Consider the following 16,794-nt stretch of genomic DNA (forward strand, 5'->3'; position numbering starts at 1 on the left):
CCTCGAGGCGAGTTCCGCACAAGAGAGCGGCCGGAGGCCATATGAGCACACGGGCCGCGCAAGCGGCCCTCCCTATCGAACGCGGAGGACCTGTCTGAGCAGCGAGGGTGGGCACCGAAGGCTCTGCGCCTCACCGTCCGAACCGCTGGAAACATGCATTCGCCTGGCGAATGAACCGATGTATCCATGCAGCGTCCCCGGACTTCCGTGAAGAACCAAAAAAAAACCCGGCATCTCGCGATGCCGGGCTCTTCGGACGCGTGAGCTAAGGACTTAGCTAGCGGCGCTTTCTTCTTCGGTAACGGCCTTCATCGACAGGCGGATGCGGCCCTGCTTGTCGACCTCCAGGACCTTGACCTTCACGATGTCGCCTTCCTTCAGCTTGTCGGACACCTTCTCGACGCGCTCGCTGGAAATCTGCGAGACGTGCACGAGGCCGTCCTTGCCCGGCATGATCGTGACGAACGCGCCGAAGTCCATCAGCTTGGCAACCTTGCCCTCGTAGATGCGGCCCGGCTCGACGTCCGAGACGATCTGCTCGATGCGCTTGCGCGCGGCTTCGGCGGCTTCGCGGTTGACCGAGGCGATGACCACGTTGCCGTCGTCGGTGATGTCGATCGTGGTGCCGGTCTCTTCCGTGATCGAGCGGATGGTGGCGCCACCCTTGCCGATCACTTCGCGGATCTTGTCCGGGTGGATCTTGATCGTGAGCAGGCGCGGCGCGAACTCGCTCATTTCCGAGCGGGCTTCAGTGATGCACTTGGCCATTTCGCCGAGGATATGCAGGCGACCACGCTTGGCCTGGGCCAGCGCCGTGCGCATGATTTCTTCGGTGATGCCGTCGACCTTGATGTCCATCTGCAGCGCGGACACGCCATCGGCGGTACCGGCCACCTTGAAGTCCATGTCGCCGAGGTGGTCTTCGTCACCCAGGATGTCGGAGAGCACGACGAAGTCGTTGCCTTCCTTGACCAGGCCCATGGCGATACCGGCCACGGCTGCCTTGAGAGGCACGCCCGCGTCCATCATCGCGAGCGACGAGCCGCAGACCGACGCCATCGACGACGAACCGTTCGACTCGGTGATTTCCGAGACGACGCGGACCACGTACGGGAACTCTTCGATCGTGGGCTTGACGGCCTGCACGCCGCGCTTGGCGAGGCGGCCGTGGCCGATTTCGCGACGCTTCGGGCTGCCGACACGGCCGGTTTCGCCCACCGAGAACGGAGGGAAGTTGTAATGGAAGAGGAACGTGTCCTTCCACTCGCCTTCCGGCGCGTCGATGATCTGCGAGTCGCGGGTGGTACCCAGCGTGGCGACGACCAGCGCCTGCGTTTCGCCGCGGGTGAACAGCGCCGAGCCGTGCGTGCGCGGCAGGACGCCGACGCGCATCGAGATCGGGCGGACATCGTCGAGCTGGCGACCGTCGATGCGGACCTTCGTGCTGAGCACGCCGTCGCGCAGGGTGCGGTATTCCACTTCACCGAAGGCGACGCCGATGTCGCCATCGGTCCAGGCATTGGCTTCGGCCTGCGCGGCGATGGCCGTCTTGACCTCGGTCTTCAGCGCGGAGATGACGTCGCGGCGAGCCAGCTTGTCGCGGATCTGGAAGGCTTCGGCGAAACGGGTGCCGACGGCGGCCTTGACCGCGTCGTACAGTGCCGTCTTGGTGACCGGGGCTTCCCACTTGAACGTCTTGGCGCCGGCTTCGGCGACGAAGGCGTTGATCGTGTCGATGGCAGCCTGCATCTGCTGGTGGCCAAAGACCACCGCGCCGAGCATGACGTCTTCGCTGAGCAGCTTCGCTTCCGACTCGACCATCATCACCGCGCTGGACGTGCCAGCCACGACGAGGTCGAGGTCGGAGGTCTTCAGCTGGGTAGCTGTCGGGTTCAGGATGTACTGGCCGTTGGCATAACCGACGCGGGCCGCGCCGATCGGGCCCTTGAAGGGCACGCCGGCGAGCGTCATCGCGGCCGAGGCGCCGATGAGCGCCGGGATGTCACCGTCGACGTCCGGGTTCAGCGACACGACCTGTGCGATGACCTGGATCTCGTTGCGGAACTCTTCCGGGAACAGCGGACGGAGCGGACGATCGATGAGGCGGGAGGTGAGCGTCTCCTTCTCCGTCGGGCGGCCTTCGCGCTTGAAGAAGCCACCGGGGATGCGACCCGCGGAGTAGAACTTCTCCATGTAGTCGACCGTGAGCGGGAAGAAGTCCTGGCCTTCGCGCGCCTTGGGGGCTGCGACGACCGTGACCAGGACGACGGTGCCGCCCATGCTGACCATGACCGCACCGGAGGCCTGCCGGGCGATTTCGCCCGTCTCCAGTGTGACCTCGTGAGTACCGTACTGGAATGACTTGGTTACTTTCGCCACTTCGATCTCTCCTCGTCCTGTTCCGGTGATTTAGCGGCGCAGGCCGAGGCGTTCGATCAGGGTCTGATAGCGACCGAGATCGCTCTTCTTGAGATAGGCCAGCAGCGTCTTGCGCTTGTTGACCATCTTCAGCAGGCCGCGACGCGAGTGATGATCCTGCTTGTGCGCCTGGAAATGGTCCTGCAGCGCGGTGATGTTGGCGGACAGCAGGGCGACCTGGACTTCGGTCGAGCCGGTGTCGTTTTCCTTGCGACCGTAGTCTTTGATGATCTGGCTGGTCTGTTCGACGGTGAGCGACATGTGTATCGATTCCTTAAAAGCGGATGCGAGACTTGCGCAACCTCAACGGCTACCGGTGAAGTTGCGCAAGCCTCGCTTTATGATGAAAGCTGTTAAACGAGCACGTAATTGTAACGTCCTGCGCGTAGTGGCAACAAGCCCGTTCAGACGGGCGGCAGATTGAATCCCCGGAGCACCCTGAGCGTGCCCTCTCCATCGACCTCACCCAGGGCCAGCAGACGCCCGTCGGCGCCGTGAACGCAGCAACGGCCCGGGTTCGCGCCCTGCCCCAGCGGCACCGGCTGGCCGAATCCCAGCACCCGGGTCTGCCCGGGATCGAGATCCACCCGGGGAATATGCGCCAGGCCCGCTTCCACGGGCAGCAGGCAGGCGTCCAACGGGTCCGGGCCGGTCTCGGCGGCATCGCGCAGCTGATCGAGGGTGATCATGGCAGGCGCCAGGAAGGGTTCGACCCAGAGCCGGCGCAGGCCGGTCAGGTGAGCGCCGCAGCCCAGGTTCTCGCCGAGGTCGACAGCAAGGCTGCGCACATAGGTGCCGGAGCCGCACTCGACGTGCAGGCGGATCGTGTCGCCGCTGCGCCCGATCACGTCGAGCCGATAGACGTCGACCTCCCGGGCAGGCACGTCCACGACCTCGCCCCGGCGCGCCTTCACGTAAAGGGGTACGCCGTCCTGTTTGATCGCCGAATAGACTGGCGGAATTTGCACGATGTGGCCACGCAAGGGTGCCAGGGCCACTTCCAGCGTGACGTTGTCCAGCGTCGGTACGGCGCGCGTTTCGACCACCTCGCCCTCGAGGTCGGCCGTCGTGGTGGTCACGCCAAGCTTCACCTCGGCCTCATAGGCCTTGCGCGAACCAAGCAGCCAGCCGGCAAGCTTGGTCGCCTCGCCGAAGCAGAGTGGCAGCAGGCCCGTCGCGAGCGGATCGAGGCTGCCGGTATGGCCACCCTTGGCCGCGCCCACCAGGCGCCGCGCTGCCTGCAGAGCCTGGTTGGAACTCAGGCCCAGCGGCTTGTCGAGCAGGAGGATGCCGTGGATGTCACGGAAGGTCCGGCCGCCCATCAGTCCCCGGCATCGGCCGGCGGGACGGGATTGTCGCGCAGAAGGCGCTCGATGCGTTCGCCCTGGTCCACCGATTCGTCGTACTTGAAGCGCAGCTCAGGCACTCGGCGCAGACGCATCGAGCGCGAGAGGCTGTGGCGGAACTCGGGCGCGAGTTCCTTGAGCGCCTTCATCGCTATCGCGGACTGCTCGGGCATCAGCGCGGTGACCCACACGGTGGCCCAGTCCAGGTCCTTGGTGGTTTCCACGTCGGACACGCTCACCGACGGCAGGGCATGGTCGCGCACGGCAGCGTGCACGAGGAGGCCGATCTCGCGGCGGAGTTCGGCGGACACGCGGTCGGTGCGCTTGAAATCACGGGACGGCATATCTGCCTCCTGAAACGAATAAAGCCTCCCCAGCGAACCGGGGAGGCGCGTTGCTTCCTGTCAGAGCGTGCGGGGGACTTCGATGCGCTCAAAGCACTCGATCTGGTCGCCGACCTTCACGTCGTTGTACTGCTTCACGGCGATACCGCATTCCATGCCGTTGCGGACTTCGTCCACGAGTTCCTTGAAGCGGCGCAGCGATTCCAGTTCGCCCTGGAACACCACCACGTTATCGCGCAGCACTCGGATCGGCTTGGAGCGCTTGACGAAGCCCTCGGTGACCATGCAGCCCGCGACCGCCCCGAACTTCGACGAGCGGAACACGTCGCGCACCTGTGCGATACCGATGATTTCCTCGCGAATCTCCACGCCGAGAAGGCCCGAAGCGGCCTGCTTCACCTGGTCGATGACGTCGTAGATGATCGAGAAATAACGGACGTCGAGGCCGTTGGTGTCGATCACCTTGCGCGCCGAGGCGTCGGCACGGACGTTGAAGCCGATGATCAGCGCCTTCGAGGCCGCCGCCAGCGTGGCTTCCGACTCGGTGATGCCGCCCACGCCGGACGAGATCACGTTGACCTTCACCAGGTCGTTGCCGATCTGGGTGAGCGAATCGCGCAGCGCTTCCACCGAACCCTGCACATCGGCCTTGACCAGGATGTTGAGGGTCTGCTGGCCTTGGCCCTGACCCATCTGGGCCATGATGTCTTCCAGACGGTTCGACTTGCTGACAAGGCGGGTTTCGCGACGCTTGAGCAGACGCTCCGCAGCCACTTCGCGAGCCAGGCGCTCGTCCTTCACGGCGACGAAGTCGTCACCCGATTCCGGCACGCCGGACAGACCCAGCACCTGCACCGGAATCGAGGGGCCGGCTTCGTTGACCTGCTTGCCGGTTTCGTCGACGAGCGCGCGCATGCGGCCATATTCGACGCCGCAGACGACGAAGTCGCCCTTCTTCAACGTGCCCTGCTGGACCAGCACCGTAGCCACCGGACCACGACCGCGATCGAGACTGGATTCGATCACGACACCCGAGGCGCGGCCATCGGCCACTGCCTTGAGCTCCATGATTTCGGCCTGGATGGAGATCGCGTCGAGCAGAGCGTCCACGCCATCGCCGGTCTTCGCCGAAAGCGGGATGAATGGCGTGTCGCCGCCCCACTCTTCCGGAATGACCTCGAGGTTACCGAGACCCTGCTTCACGTGGTCTGGATTGGCGTCGGCCTTGTCCATCTTGTTGAGCGCGACGATCAGCGGCACCTTGGCGGCGCGCGCGTGCTTCACGGCTTCGACCGTCTGCGGCATGACGCCGTCGTCGGCGGCAACCACCAGCACCACGATATCCGTGGACTGCGCACCGCGGGCACGCATCGACGTGAACGCGGCATGGCCCGGCGTATCGAGGAAGGTGATCACGCCGCGGCTGGTCTCGACGTGGTACGCGCCGATGTGCTGCGTGATGCCACCCGCTTCGCCCGAAGCGACCTTGGTGCGGCGGATGTAATCGAGCAGCGAGGTCTTGCCGTGGTCGACGTGACCCATGATCGTGACGACCGGCGGACGCGTGACCTTCTCGCCTTCGAGCTCCACGCTCTGGGTGTGCGAGGCCAGCGCGGCTTCCGCATCGTTCTCGGTGGCGCGAACCGGGTTGTGGCCCAGTTCCTCCACGACGAGAGCGGCGGTGTCGTGATCGATGGTCTGGTTGATCGTGGCCATGACGCCCATCTTGAACAGCGCCTTCACCACCTCGGCACCCTTCACGGCCATCTTCTGGGCCAGCTCGGTGACGAGGTTGTTGTCGCCGATCACCACGTCGCGTACGACCGCGGCGGTGGGACGCGTGAAGCCGTGCGGACCGGACGATGCGGCGCCACGCGGCGCCTCGGAGCGACCCCTGACCTTGCCGCCGCGGCGGTTGCTGCTGGAGCGGCGCGCGCGGTCGGCGTCGGACAGGTGCATCTCGCCGGCGGCGAAGCGCTTGCCACCCGCGTCGCGATCGTTACCACGGCCGCCGCCGGAACCGCCACCACCGCCGTGCTTCGGACGCGCCGCACCACGGGAGTCGTTCGACGACGGCGTGGACGACGGCGCCGGACGCGCGGCGGACGGAGCGGCCGGACGCGCCGACGGCGTGGAAGCCACCGGTGCAGGCGCTGGCGCGGGGGCCGGAGCCGGAGGCGGAACGGGCTTGGACACCACGCGCTCGCGCTTACGCGGCTCGTGGATGCGCGGCAGGATCATGCCGAGCGAACGGTTATCGAGCTTCGCCGTCTGGTGGCCGATGCCATCGTCGCCCGCGGCCTGGACCGGTGCCTGGGGTTGGGTTTCGGTTTCGACAGCAGCCACCGGCGTCTCGGCACGGGATTCCGCGGCGCGGGCATGCTCGGCCGCTGCCTCTTCCGCCTGGCGGCGCGCCTCAACGGCGACCTCTTCCTGGCGGCGGGCTTCGGCCTCGGCGTGCTGACGGGCCTCCTCGGCCTGACGGCGGCGCTCGGCCTCCTCCTGGCGCTGGGTTTCCTCGTGCTCGCGCTGTGCCTGCGATTCGGCCAGCTTGCGCGCGGCGTCCTCACGGTCGGGGTCGTGCGAGGCATCTTCAGCGATCGCGCTGCGCTTGACGTAGGTGCGCTTCGCACGGACCTCGACGTTCACCGTCTTGGCCGGACCGGCGCCACGGCCGCTGCCTGAGTTCACCTTCAACTCGCCGACGGTGCGGCGCTTCAAGGTGATCTGGCGCGGGGCCGCGTCGTCCGCTTCGGGGGCGGCTTCGTTCTTGCCGTGCGTGCGGCGCAGGAAACCGAGCAGCTTCACCTTTTCGGTGCTGCTGATGACCTGATCCGCATTGTTGAATTTCATCCCGGCCTGGTCGAGCTGCCCGAGGAGCTTCTCGACTGGCATCTCCAGGACCTGGGCCAGTTGTTTGATAGTGACGTCCGACATCGTTCTTTATTCTCCGCCGTTCCCGCGCGTAACCTTACGTGCCGTCGATGACCCGTACGGCTGCCTCCATCCTTGGCGGGAAACCTCGCGGTTTCCCTCGGGGCGCCCCTCCAGGGCGCTTCCGGACTCGCGCTTAGCCGCCCTTCTCCAATCGGGCGATCATCGGAGCTCGCGCAGCCATGATCAGCTGCGATGCGCGCTCCTCGGTCATGCCTTCGATATCGATCAACTCGTCGACGGCAAGGTCGCCCAGGTCGTCGAGCGTCTTCACGTTGCGCTCGGCGAGCGCGAAGGCGGTGGGTTCGTCCATGCCTTCCATCTCGAGCAATTCGGCGGAAGGGCCGTTTTCGTCGATGCCTTCCTCGACCGCAAGGGCCTCGGTGAGCAGTGAGTCGCGGGCACGGGCGCGAAGTTCCTCGACGATGTCCTCGTCGAAGCCTTCGACCGCCAGCAGCTCGGCGCTGGGCACGTACGCGATTTCCTCGACGGAGGAGAAACCCTCCTGGACGAGGATGCTCGCGATTTCCTGGTCGACTTCCAGGCGTTCCATGAACAGGTTGAGCGCCGCCTGCTGCTCGGCCTCGGACTTCGCCGTGACCTGGTCCTGCGTCATCACGTTGAGCTGCCAGCCGGTGAGCTTGCTGGCGAGGCGCACGTTCTGGCCACCGCGGCCGATGGCCTGGGACAGTTTGTCCTCGGCAACCGCGATGTCCATCGAGTGCTTCTCTTCATCCATGATGATCGACTGGACTTCGGCCGGCGCCATCGCATTGATGACGTACTGGGCCTGGTTCTCGTGCCACAGGATGATGTCGACGCGCTCGCCGTTGAGTTCGTTTGACACGGCCTGCACGCGCGAACCGCGCATGCCGATGCACGCGCCGATGGGATCGGTGCGGCTGTCGTGTGCCACCACGGCGATCTTGGCGCGGTCGCCCGGATCGCGGGCACAGCCCTTGATCTCCACCAGGCCCTGGCCGACTTCCGGCACCTCGAGCTTGAACAGCTCGATCATGAATTCCGGCGCGCTGCGCGACACGAACAACTGCGGACCGCGGACTTCCGACTTCACCTCATAGAGGTAGCCGCGCACGCGATCGCCCACGCGGGCCGATTCGCGTGGAATCGTCTTGTCGCGCGGAATGAACGCCTCGGCATTGCTGCCCAGGTCGAGGTAGACGTTGCCGCGCTCCACGCGCTTGACGATACCGGTGACCAGTTCGCCCACGCGATCGCGGAAAGCGTCGACCACCTGCTGGCGCTCGGCTTCGCGCACGCGCTGCACGATGACCTGCTTCGCGGCCTGCGCGGCGATGCGGCCAAACTCGGCGTTCTCGATCTGGTGTTCGATCCAGCCACCGACCTCGGCAACCTCGTCTTCGCCCGCTTCGTCCTGGGCGTCCATCAGGCGGATCTGGAAGGACGGATCCTCCATCTCGCCATCGTCGGCGATGATCTCCCAGCGACGGAAGGTTTCGTAATCGCCGCTGTTGCGGTCGATCTCGACCCGGATGTCTGGATCTTCATCGGGGTAGCGCTTCTTAGCGGCCGAGGCCAGCGCCGCTTCCATGGCGTCGAAAATGACTTCGCGCGGCACGCCCTTCTCGTTGGCTACCGCGTCGACTACCAGCAAAAGTTCTTTGCTCATCTGCCGCTACTCCCGTGAGGATGCCTCGCGGCATCCCATGGTTACGTTATTTGGATTTCTTGCCGCCCGGCGTGGGCTTCGGCTGCGGCGCATAGCCGAGGGCCACCCAGTCGGGAACCACGCGGGCGCTTTCGACGTCCGCATGCTCGAATTCGAATCTGCCGGCCTCGCCCTCAACCACAATGTGCTCGCCGTTTACTTCAACGACGTTGCCCTTGAGTCGCCTGCGACCCTCGATCGGGGCCTTCAGCAGCACCTTGACCTCCTGGCCGTTCACACGCGCGAACTGCTGCGCCGTGAACAGGGGGCGGTCGATGCCGGGAGAGGAAACTTCCAGTACATAGTTGCCGGGGATCGGATCTTCAACGTCCAGGAAGGCCGAGAACTCGCGGCTCGCGGCCTCGCAGTCTTCGACCGTGACCTCGCGCTCGCCGCCAGACACGTCGAGGTAGACGCGCAAGGTGCTTTGCCCGCCGGACGGGAGGAACTCGATGCCCAGCACGTCGAGGCCCAGATCGGCCAAGATGTCGGTGAATCGCTGTGAAAGTGCGTTGGTATCCACGTTACCTGCGGTTTTTCTGGTCGCCAGAAACAAAAAAAGGGCGCGAACGGCCCATTCCTTTCGTCGCCGATGTATCCCGACACTCTCCTCCAGCGCCCACGCGATGCCTTGACGGCGCTCACAGTTGTGTCGCAGGGCACCTCCGTGCGCCCAACAAAAAAGCCTCACAAGGAGGCTTTCTTGTAAAAAGAAAGTTCCTGAAGTGGTGGTCGCCACAGGCCTTGGCCGTCACGAACGCCGCTTAAGATTCACGGATTCTATCGTAAATTTGTAGCTTCATGCAAGTTCGAGGCGAATACTGTCCGCATGACGGAAGAGGTTCCCTACCCCCGATTCGCAACCCGAGGCCGGGCCTTCGTATACGTGGTGCCGTGCCGGGACGAAGACCTCCTGAAGCTGGGCTTCTCGCGCGATCCGTTCACCCGGTTCAGCACCCTGCACCGCCGGTTTTACGAATTCTTCGACCTCGACCGGGGCCTGCTGGTGGATGCGGAGCGGGTGGCGGCGGCCCGGCGGATCGAACGGCGGTTGATCGAGAGTTTCACGGAACACCATGCCATGGCCCCGCTGGTGGTCCGGGCAGCCGCCGGAGGCCATACCGAGTTGTACCGCGGTGCCTACGCCGAAGTCGCCAGCTTACTGAGACGCATCGCCGGGGACGAGGCCCTGCCCCTGCAAGAGGGCCTGCGGCCATGGCTCCGTGAACACCTCATCACCCGCGCCGACCTGCTCCACGACTGGTCCCTGCGCATCGTGGACACCCTCGACTGGGGCCGGAACAACGCACCCGGCGATCCAGACGCGGCTCGCCTGGCCCGCGCGTTGCTCGACACCTGGGCGATGTTCGAAGCCGCCGGCATCGACGTGCACGCGCACGTGCCGGCGTCCGTCAGCCAGTGGTACGAACACGGCGAGCATCGCCGCCTGTTCCAGGACGCCGAGCGACCGTAGGAGCGCGCCCTGCACGCTCCTACGATGGGCCACCCAGTTCCACGACCAGCCGCGTCTGCCAGCCTTCCGGCGCGCGCTCCATGACATGCACATGCCGCACCATGCAAGGCACCGGGCCACTGGCGTGCAGCCGCTCCTCGAGCGTGGCCGCGATGGCGCCACGGTCGCGGCGCACTTCCCTGGCGACGGACACATGGGGCACGTAGTCAGGAAACTCTCGGTCGCGACGCGGGCGCTCGGGGAACGCCAGTTGCAACGCCGCCGCGAGCGATCCGATCGCGGCCGCGGGCGAGGGAGCGAGCCACACCGTCGACGGAAACATGCGCACCGCATCCAGGTGGAATGCCAGCGGCTGCCGCGCCGCGGCCACGGTCCGCAGCCGGTCCGCGACGGCATGGGTGATGCGTTCGCTGTCGAGGAAGGGGTAGACCAGGGTTATGTGCGCGCCGAGGCCCAGCTTCGCGGCGGGATCGAGGCGCGCGCGCAGATCGCCGACCAGAGGTTCGGCCTCGGGGACCATGAGTGCCAGCAGGGTGCGGCTCATGCTCATGAGCTTATACCGTGGCGCGCATCCTTGGGCAGCCGTCGCTGGCAAGTGGGCAGGCCTGGCCTGGCCGGGATGCCGGCCGGACACTTCACGCCATCCTATGAAAGGGCGCCGACCCTCGCCGGCGCCCTTCCGGTGGATCTACCTCAGTTGGTCCAGGTTGCCTTCAACGTCACGCCGGAGAATGCGGCGTACGCATTGAGCATCACGTAATACGTACCCGGCGTTGGCGCGGTGGCCGTGCAGCTTTCCGTGTTGCCCGTGACGTACGGACGGCAGTCGAAGGTCGATAACGTCGGGGCCGCGCCAAGCCTCACATACAGGTCCGCGTCGCCGCTGCCACCTGATATCGCGATTTTCAGGTTGTGTGCACCGGACGGAACCGCGACCGTGTAATTGAGCTGACCGTTATGGGGCGCCGAGAGCCCGGTCACCGCCACGCCGTTCTGCAACACGTTGCCGCCACCTCCACCCGAACTCACCGTCACCGTCGAGGACTTGGTGTTGGTGCCACCGTCGTTGTCAGTTACCGTTTCGCTCACCGTGTAACTACCGGCGGATGCGTAGGTGTGGCTCGGGTTAGTGGCGGTGGACGTGCCACTGTCACCGAAGCTCCAGGAATGCGAGACGATGCTGCCGTCGCTGTCCGTGGAGTTGTCCGTGAAGCTGGCGGTCAGGCCGCTGGTGGTGGAACTGAAGTTCGCTGCCGGCGGTGTGTTGGTGCCGCCACCGCCGCTTACCCAGTTCGCCTGGGCGTAGGTGTTCAGCGCCCCGATGTTGAAGCTGCCGAAGCCAGTGGCTTCGTCGAAGCCGCTCGACGCTGTATACCCATGGTTCTGGTAACCGTTGTTGCCTGAGGTCACGTCGTGCAGCAGCGAGGCGTGGGCCGGGAAGTCCTGGAAGAACTTCGAGGCCGGAAAACCGATGGCGTTGTTCGCCGCCGATTCGATGCGCGCGAACGCCCCCACGAACAGCGGCGAAGCAAGGCTGGTGCCACCCACCTGATAGGTCGAACCGTTCGCGACGATGAGCGCACCGGACGACGACGCGGCGTCGAAGGAGACATCCGGGCCCACGCGCCTGGTCGAACTCCTGACCGATGTCTGCCACGACGGAGCGGTCTCGTACAGGCTCGTGCCGCCGCCGGTGGCCCAGAGGCGCTGGTTGTTGTAGGTGGGCGGAGAAACGGCCGAGAGTCCTTCGTTCCACACCGTTTCGCCGGTCCAGCTGCTGCCGCTGGTGGAAAGCGTCGTGCCGCCGACCTGGATCACATAGGGCGAACTCGCCGGTTCGCTGACCGAATAGTGGTTGAGGTCGATCTTCACGGTACCGGCGGAGTTGGCGACATAGCCGGGCGAACCGGTTTGCGGATCGGTCGACCACTGGTAGACACCGGCATCGCCGGAAGCCACCGAGAAGGTCTGGCCTTGTGCGACGGCCTGCTGGAAGATCGCGTCGTCTGCCGCCTGCGTGCCGGACTGCTCCGCGGCGGTTTCGTCTTCGCCGAGCGAGACGTTGATCAGCTTCGCCTGGTTGTCGGTCACCGCGCGATTGAAGGTGGCGGTGATGCCCGCGTTGGTGATGCCGCCGGAACTCGAGTTGCCGTTGGCTGACGTGTAGAAGATCAGGTGCTGCACGCCGCCCGCGATGCCCACGATATCCTGGCTGTCCAGCGACCACTCGACGTTCGAATCGGGATCGTTCGCGAATGTGCCGCTGCCGACCTTGGTGATCGTGGAGTTCACCGTGGGCAGGCCAGCGCTGGCCGTGAAGCTGTTGAGATCGGTCACGGTCTGCGTGATCGAACCCCAGGCGATGACGGCAACCGTCGTGTTGCTTGCGGTCGGCACGCCGCTGGCGCCGTAGATCGGGGCGAAGTCCTGCGGGTGATGCGATGTGACCGCGGTGGCGGCCTGCGTGGTCATGGACGAGCCCGGCACGGTGACGTCCGCGGGCTTGTACACGTGGTTGAGTGGACGCTTCACCGACACGTTCTGCAAGCCAAGCACCGACAGCACGGAATCGCCGAGCGCGGCAGGCACGAGGGCTGGCGTATCGTTCGCGAAGTACTCGCGACCATTCGCGGTGAAACGCTTGATCGAGGTATGGAAACCGTTGGTCGCGGCACCGACGTTGCCGTCCGCCGAGACCAGCAGGTTATTGGGAGCTACTTCGATATGGTTGAAGCCCGCCTGCTGCAGGTGTGCCACCACCGCATCCACTTGCGCCTGCGTAGGCGCGAAACGCGCCTTGAACTGGCCGGGCGTGAGGAACTTGCCGTGCAGCGGATTGCCCGGCGTGGTCACGTCGGCAAGGAACGACTGGAGCTGGTCGGGATTGCGCAGCTTGAGGCTGACCGAGATGTGCAACGGCTTGTCGGCCGCCATCGCCGTGACGGCCGCGCCATCGATATGCGGGGAGCCGGTCATGTTCAGCGCGTAGCCCGGGGCTACCGGCGTGCCCGTGGTGGACGCGGCGGCGAGGGGTTGCGTACCGGCGACGGGTAACATCGCGGCCTGCGTGCGCGTGGACACCCAGGCGTCTTCCGCATGCACGGAAAGGGTGGACATCGCCAGCGCGATCGCCGCCGTCATTACTGTCTTGCGAGAGATCCCAGAAGCAAAAGCATCGATCTTCATGATTGATCCTTCCATTAGCCCGTAGATTGCTTCCGCCAAGGCGGAAGCCCTGACACTGCAGGCGTTCTGGATCGAGCGTCACCATCCCCGCCGGCCGGTGGATCCACCGGCCGCATGTCTTTTCGCAGGAAATTGCGCTACCCCACCCTTCCCGCCCCTTGCTCCCCTGTCGCTTGAGCAATGGCCCCGCCATCTTTCGCGAGGCTTTCGGGAAGTTCGAACGGCCGGGGAAGAAACGGAAGTCCGTGACGTGGCACGCAAAATAAGACGATGCAGAATCGGCAGCAGCTGATTTGGAGTCACTAAGGGCCGATTCGTCAGGGCCGACCTATTCGCAATTTATTGCATGAGCGGAAGATAGATATCGGTCACTGCCTCATGCTCCGGGACGTCAGGGGAGAAAGCGACCCGGCGGAGGAACAATGGCACGTCGCCCGGCACCTCGCCGCTAACCGTCAGCCACTCGCTGTAGAGAAAGCGGATGGCGTCGCCCAGGAGGGCGTCGGAGCCGGCATGGCGAAGCACGGCACAGCGCCCCCCCGGCAAACGCCCGGGAACCACGCCCTCGTCGTTCGGTGCCACGTCGACGCAGGACACGCATAGGTCCAGCCGGAAGCTGTCGGGCGGGGTCGTTTCGGGGTCGCCGTAGAGGATGTTCCAGGTGGCGTTTTTCGACGGCGGCAGACCGTTGGCACGCCGCCAGGCGATGAAGCGCCGGATGGTCTCGCCGATGTGCTCGGGCGGTCCCACATGCGAAAGGCATGCAACGACGGTTTCGGGGAAATCGACGATCCGTACGTCGTCGTGCTGATGTCCTGCGGGCATGTGGAGCTCCTTATCGATGCGATTGGCCTGGTGATAAGCGTAGCGCGAGCACCTTTGACCAGGTATCACCGATGACATCGCCGCCTGGAAGGTCGGCCCCCAACAAACGCTCTATGTGCCGCCATCGTGGCCGCAAGGTCTCGGATACCTTCCCCAACGACGGTTGGGGCGGGCGCGTGTATCACGTCGCGGCGGATATCGTGCAGTAGCTCGACGGATGCCTCCGTCCTCGCCTATGCGGGGGCGGAGGCCATCAACACGTTTGTGGCGCGGGAGGAAGGTCAGGCGACTCCGCGCATCCGCTGCACCGCCGCATCGGCGCTGAACCGGCGCGAGGCCGCAGCCACGTCGCAGCTGACCACGGTCTTGCCGATGGGTGCGAGGGCGATGCCGGCCAGCTTGAGGTGCTGGATGCCGAAGGGAATGCCGATGATCGTCACGAAGCAGGCGATGGCGGAGCAGACGTGGCCGATCGCGAGCCAGATGCCGGCGAAGACGAACCAGATGATGTTGCCCAGCGTGCCGAACACGCTGGTGCCGATGTCACCCCGGCCGGAAAGCTGCTCGCGATCGACGGCCTCCTTGCCGAACGGGAAGAAGGCGAACGTGCCGATGACGAAGCAGGAGCGTGCCCAGGGAATGCCGACGATGGTGATCATCGCGACCAGCCCCGCCAGCCACCAGCCCAGCCCCATCATCAAGCCGCCGAAGACGAACCACAGCACGTTCATGATCGTTCGCATACCGCTACTCCTTGTGGACTTATGGCGACCGTAATGCCAGCCCCTGGGGGGAACCAGTGCCGGTAGACCTAGCTCAGTGAGCTCCGGCCGGCGCATCTGCACCGCCGCGGCGATGCGTCCCCAGCCTGTCCACCAGGGTGGCACTGGCCTCGTTCAAACCGAGCACCTCGACCCGCTTGCCGGCCTTGCGGAACTTGAACACCACCTTGTCCAGCGCGCCCACGGCCGTGAGGTCCCAGAAGTGCGCGGCTGTCACGTCGATGTGCACCGCCTCGATGTCGTCCTCGATGAAATCGAAGAGTTCGGCGAACGCTTCCGACGACGCGAAAAACACCTGCCCGCTGATCGTATAGGTGCGCACCGCTCCGTCCTCGCTGACCGAGCTGTCCACGTCCAGCGACTTGCCGACCTTCCGGGCGAAGAACACGGCGGAAAGGAGCACGCCCGTGATCACGCCCTTGGCAAGATCATGCGTTGCCACCGTGACCGTCACCGTGCCCAGCATCACCACGCTCGACACGGTCGGATGCGTCCTGAGATTCCGGATGGAACGCCAGTTGAAGGTGCTCAACGACACCATGATCATCACCGCCACCAGGGCCGCCATCGGGATCTTGCCGACCCACGGCGCGCCGAACACCACGAGGATGAGCAGCACGGTACCGGCAATGAAGGTCGACAGTCTGCCGCGACCACCGGATTTCACGTTGATCACCGACTGGCCGATCATCGCGCAACCCGCCATGCCGCCGATGAAGCCAGTGGCGATGTTCGCCACGCCCTGGCCCATGCACTCACGATTCTTGTCGGCGCGGGTGTCGGTCATGTCGTTGACGATCTGCAGCGTCATCATCGATTCCAGCAGACCCACCACCGACAACGTGGCGGCGGTGGGAAGCACGATTTTCGCCGTCTCCCACGTCCAGGGCACGTCCGGGATGAGGAAGTGCGGCAGCGAATCCGGCAAGGCACCCATGTCACCTACGCGATGGATGTCCATATGGAATACCACCGCGACGATGGTCAGGACGATGATCGACACCAGCGGCGCGGGCACAGCGCGCGTCACATAGGGAAACAGATAGATGATGGCAAGGCCGGCGGCGGTCATCGGATAGACCATCCAGGAAACGCCGATCAGCTCGGGCAGTTGCGCCATGAAGATCAGAATGGCCAGGGCATTGACGAAGCCGGTCACCACCGAACGCGACACGAAGCGCATCAGCGAGCCCAGCTTCAACGCACCGATCAGCAACTGGAACATACCCGTCGCGATCGTCGTCAGGAACAGGTATTGCAACCCGTGCTCCTTGACCATGCCCACCATCAGCAAGGCCATCGCACCCGTGGCCGCCGAAATCATGGCTGGACGGCCCCCGAAGAAGGCGATAGTCACCGCCATGGAAAACGACGCGTAGAGGCCTACCTTCGGATCCACGCCGGCGATGATCGAGAACGCGATCGCCTCGGGAATCAGTGCGAGGGCGACGACGAGCCCGGAAAGCACGTCGCCACGAATATTGCCGAACCACTCACGGCCCAGGCGCGATGACATTGCCATGATTCCCCCGCAAAAAAAAGAAAGGCGCAAACCGTGAGGTTTGCGCCTTTGAAAAACTGGTAGCGGGGGTAGGATTCGAACCTACGACCTTCGGGTTATGAGCCCGACGAGCTGCCAGACTGCTCCACCCCGCATCAGAGTCAGTAAGTATATGGATGTGGCCGGATTCTTGCAAGTACTTTTCTTACGATCATGTGAAAAAATTTCCGTAGGAGCGCGCCCTGCGCGCGACATCTTTTGGGGCGATGAGCCACAGGGCCTTTAGCTCTTCAC

The 16,794-nt window shown here is 64.9% G+C and carries 13 protein-coding genes and 1 tRNA gene; 1 reads left to right on the forward strand and 13 read right to left on the reverse strand.

Annotated elements, in window-relative coordinates:
* Window positions 1-273: 273 nt before the first annotated feature.
* From pnp to rimP, 7 genes are all read right to left on the reverse strand, one after another.
* Window positions 274-2,379: a polyribonucleotide nucleotidyltransferase gene (gene pnp, locus VGM71_RS08185; RefSeq protein ID WP_331543853.1), complete on the reverse strand. Its 2,106-nt coding sequence runs from the start codon at window positions 2,377-2,379 to the stop codon at window positions 274-276.
* Between the two features lie 30 nt (window positions 2,380-2,409).
* Window positions 2,410-2,679, reverse strand: a complete 270-nt coding sequence (gene rpsO, locus VGM71_RS08190; protein WP_331543855.1) for a 30S ribosomal protein S15 — start codon at window positions 2,677-2,679, stop codon at window positions 2,410-2,412.
* Between the two features lie 143 nt (window positions 2,680-2,822).
* Window positions 2,823-3,740: a tRNA pseudouridine(55) synthase TruB gene (truB, locus tag VGM71_RS08195; RefSeq protein ID WP_331543857.1), complete on the reverse strand. Its 918-nt coding sequence runs from the start codon at window positions 3,738-3,740 to the stop codon at window positions 2,823-2,825.
* A complete protein-coding gene (gene rbfA / locus VGM71_RS08200) occupies window positions 3,740-4,108 on the reverse strand; it encodes a 30S ribosome-binding factor RbfA (protein ID WP_331543859.1) in 369 nt (122 codons plus the stop codon). The genes truB and rbfA overlap by 1 nt, the downstream gene beginning before the upstream one ends.
* Before the next feature lie 60 nt (window positions 4,109-4,168).
* Complete coding sequence (gene infB / locus VGM71_RS08205) at window positions 4,169-7,045, reverse strand: translation initiation factor IF-2 (protein WP_331543861.1); 2,877 nt, start codon at window positions 7,043-7,045, stop codon at window positions 4,169-4,171.
* Between the two features lie 133 nt (window positions 7,046-7,178).
* Window positions 7,179-8,693 (reverse strand): transcription termination factor NusA, encoded by a 1,515-nt coding sequence (gene nusA, locus VGM71_RS08210; RefSeq protein ID WP_331543864.1) that lies wholly within the window; start codon window positions 8,691-8,693, stop codon window positions 7,179-7,181.
* Between the two features lie 46 nt (window positions 8,694-8,739).
* On the reverse strand, window positions 8,740-9,255 hold the full coding sequence (rimP, locus tag VGM71_RS08215) for a ribosome maturation factor RimP (protein WP_331543998.1): 516 nt from the start codon (window positions 9,253-9,255) through the stop codon (window positions 8,740-8,742).
* 306 nt (window positions 9,256-9,561) lie between these two features.
* Between rimP and VGM71_RS08220 the strand changes: the two genes are divergently transcribed.
* Window positions 9,562-10,206: a GIY-YIG nuclease family protein gene (locus VGM71_RS08220; protein WP_331543866.1), complete on the forward strand. Its 645-nt coding sequence runs from the start codon at window positions 9,562-9,564 to the stop codon at window positions 10,204-10,206.
* 19 nt (window positions 10,207-10,225) lie between these two features.
* Here VGM71_RS08220 and VGM71_RS08225 read toward each other — a convergent pair whose 3' ends face one another.
* The 6 genes from VGM71_RS08225 to VGM71_RS08250 form a co-directional block, all read right to left on the reverse strand.
* A complete protein-coding gene (locus VGM71_RS08225; RefSeq protein ID WP_331543868.1) occupies window positions 10,226-10,756 on the reverse strand; it encodes a 2'-5' RNA ligase family protein in 531 nt (176 codons plus the stop codon).
* 143 nt (window positions 10,757-10,899) lie between these two features.
* On the reverse strand, window positions 10,900-13,392 hold the full coding sequence (locus VGM71_RS08230) for a protease pro-enzyme activation domain-containing protein (RefSeq protein ID WP_331543870.1): 2,493 nt from the start codon (window positions 13,390-13,392) through the stop codon (window positions 10,900-10,902).
* Between the two features lie 339 nt (window positions 13,393-13,731).
* Window positions 13,732-14,217, reverse strand: a complete 486-nt coding sequence (locus VGM71_RS08235) for a GyrI-like domain-containing protein (RefSeq protein WP_331543872.1) — start codon at window positions 14,215-14,217, stop codon at window positions 13,732-13,734.
* A 281-nt stretch (window positions 14,218-14,498) separates the two neighbouring features.
* Entirely contained in the window at window positions 14,499-14,960 is a 462-nt protein-coding gene (locus VGM71_RS08240; protein ID WP_331543874.1) for a YccF domain-containing protein, read from the reverse strand.
* 73 nt (window positions 14,961-15,033) lie between these two features.
* The gene (locus VGM71_RS08245; RefSeq protein WP_331543876.1) at window positions 15,034-16,515 is read right to left on the reverse strand and encodes a SulP family inorganic anion transporter; all 1,482 of its coding nucleotides are present in this window, start codon (window positions 16,513-16,515) and stop codon (window positions 15,034-15,036) included.
* A gap of 63 nt (window positions 16,516-16,578) precedes the next feature.
* Window positions 16,579-16,655 (reverse strand) — tRNA-Met (locus VGM71_RS08250).
* Window positions 16,656-16,794 lie beyond the last annotated feature (139 nt).

It is taken from the genome of Luteibacter sp., assembly GCF_036499525.1.
Classification (GTDB): Bacteria; Pseudomonadota; Gammaproteobacteria; order Xanthomonadales; family Rhodanobacteraceae; genus Luteibacter.

What these genes read in the sequence shown, in the direction of transcription:
- rpsO (WP_331543855.1), bottom strand. Translation starts at nt 2,679, where the DNA reads ATGTCGCTCACCGTCGAACAGACCAGCCAGATCATCAAAGACTACGGT.
- truB (WP_331543857.1), bottom strand. Translation starts at nt 3,740, where the DNA reads ATGGGCGGCCGGACCTTCCGTGACATCCACGGCATCCTCCTGCTCGAC.
- rbfA (WP_331543859.1), bottom strand. Translation starts at nt 4,108, where the DNA reads ATGCCGTCCCGTGATTTCAAGCGCACCGACCGCGTGTCCGCCGAACTC.
- infB (WP_331543861.1), bottom strand. Translation starts at nt 7,045, where the DNA reads ATGTCGGACGTCACTATCAAACAACTGGCCCAGGTCCTGGAGATGCCA.
- nusA (WP_331543864.1), bottom strand. Translation starts at nt 8,693, where the DNA reads ATGAGCAAAGAACTTTTGCTGGTAGTCGACGCGGTAGCCAACGAGAAG.
- VGM71_RS08220 (WP_331543866.1), top strand. Translation starts at nt 9,562, where the DNA reads ATGACGGAAGAGGTTCCCTACCCCCGATTCGCAACCCGAGGCCGGGCC.
- VGM71_RS08225 (WP_331543868.1), bottom strand. Translation starts at nt 10,756, where the DNA reads ATGAGCATGAGCCGCACCCTGCTGGCACTCATGGTCCCCGAGGCCGAA.
- VGM71_RS08230 (WP_331543870.1), bottom strand. Translation starts at nt 13,392, where the DNA reads ATGAAGATCGATGCTTTTGCTTCTGGGATCTCTCGCAAGACAGTAATG.
- VGM71_RS08235 (WP_331543872.1), bottom strand. Translation starts at nt 14,217, where the DNA reads ATGCCCGCAGGACATCAGCACGACGACGTACGGATCGTCGATTTCCCC.
- VGM71_RS08240 (WP_331543874.1), bottom strand. Translation starts at nt 14,960, where the DNA reads ATGCGAACGATCATGAACGTGCTGTGGTTCGTCTTCGGCGGCTTGATG.
- VGM71_RS08245 (WP_331543876.1), bottom strand. Translation starts at nt 16,515, where the DNA reads ATGTCATCGCGCCTGGGCCGTGAGTGGTTCGGCAATATTCGTGGCGAC.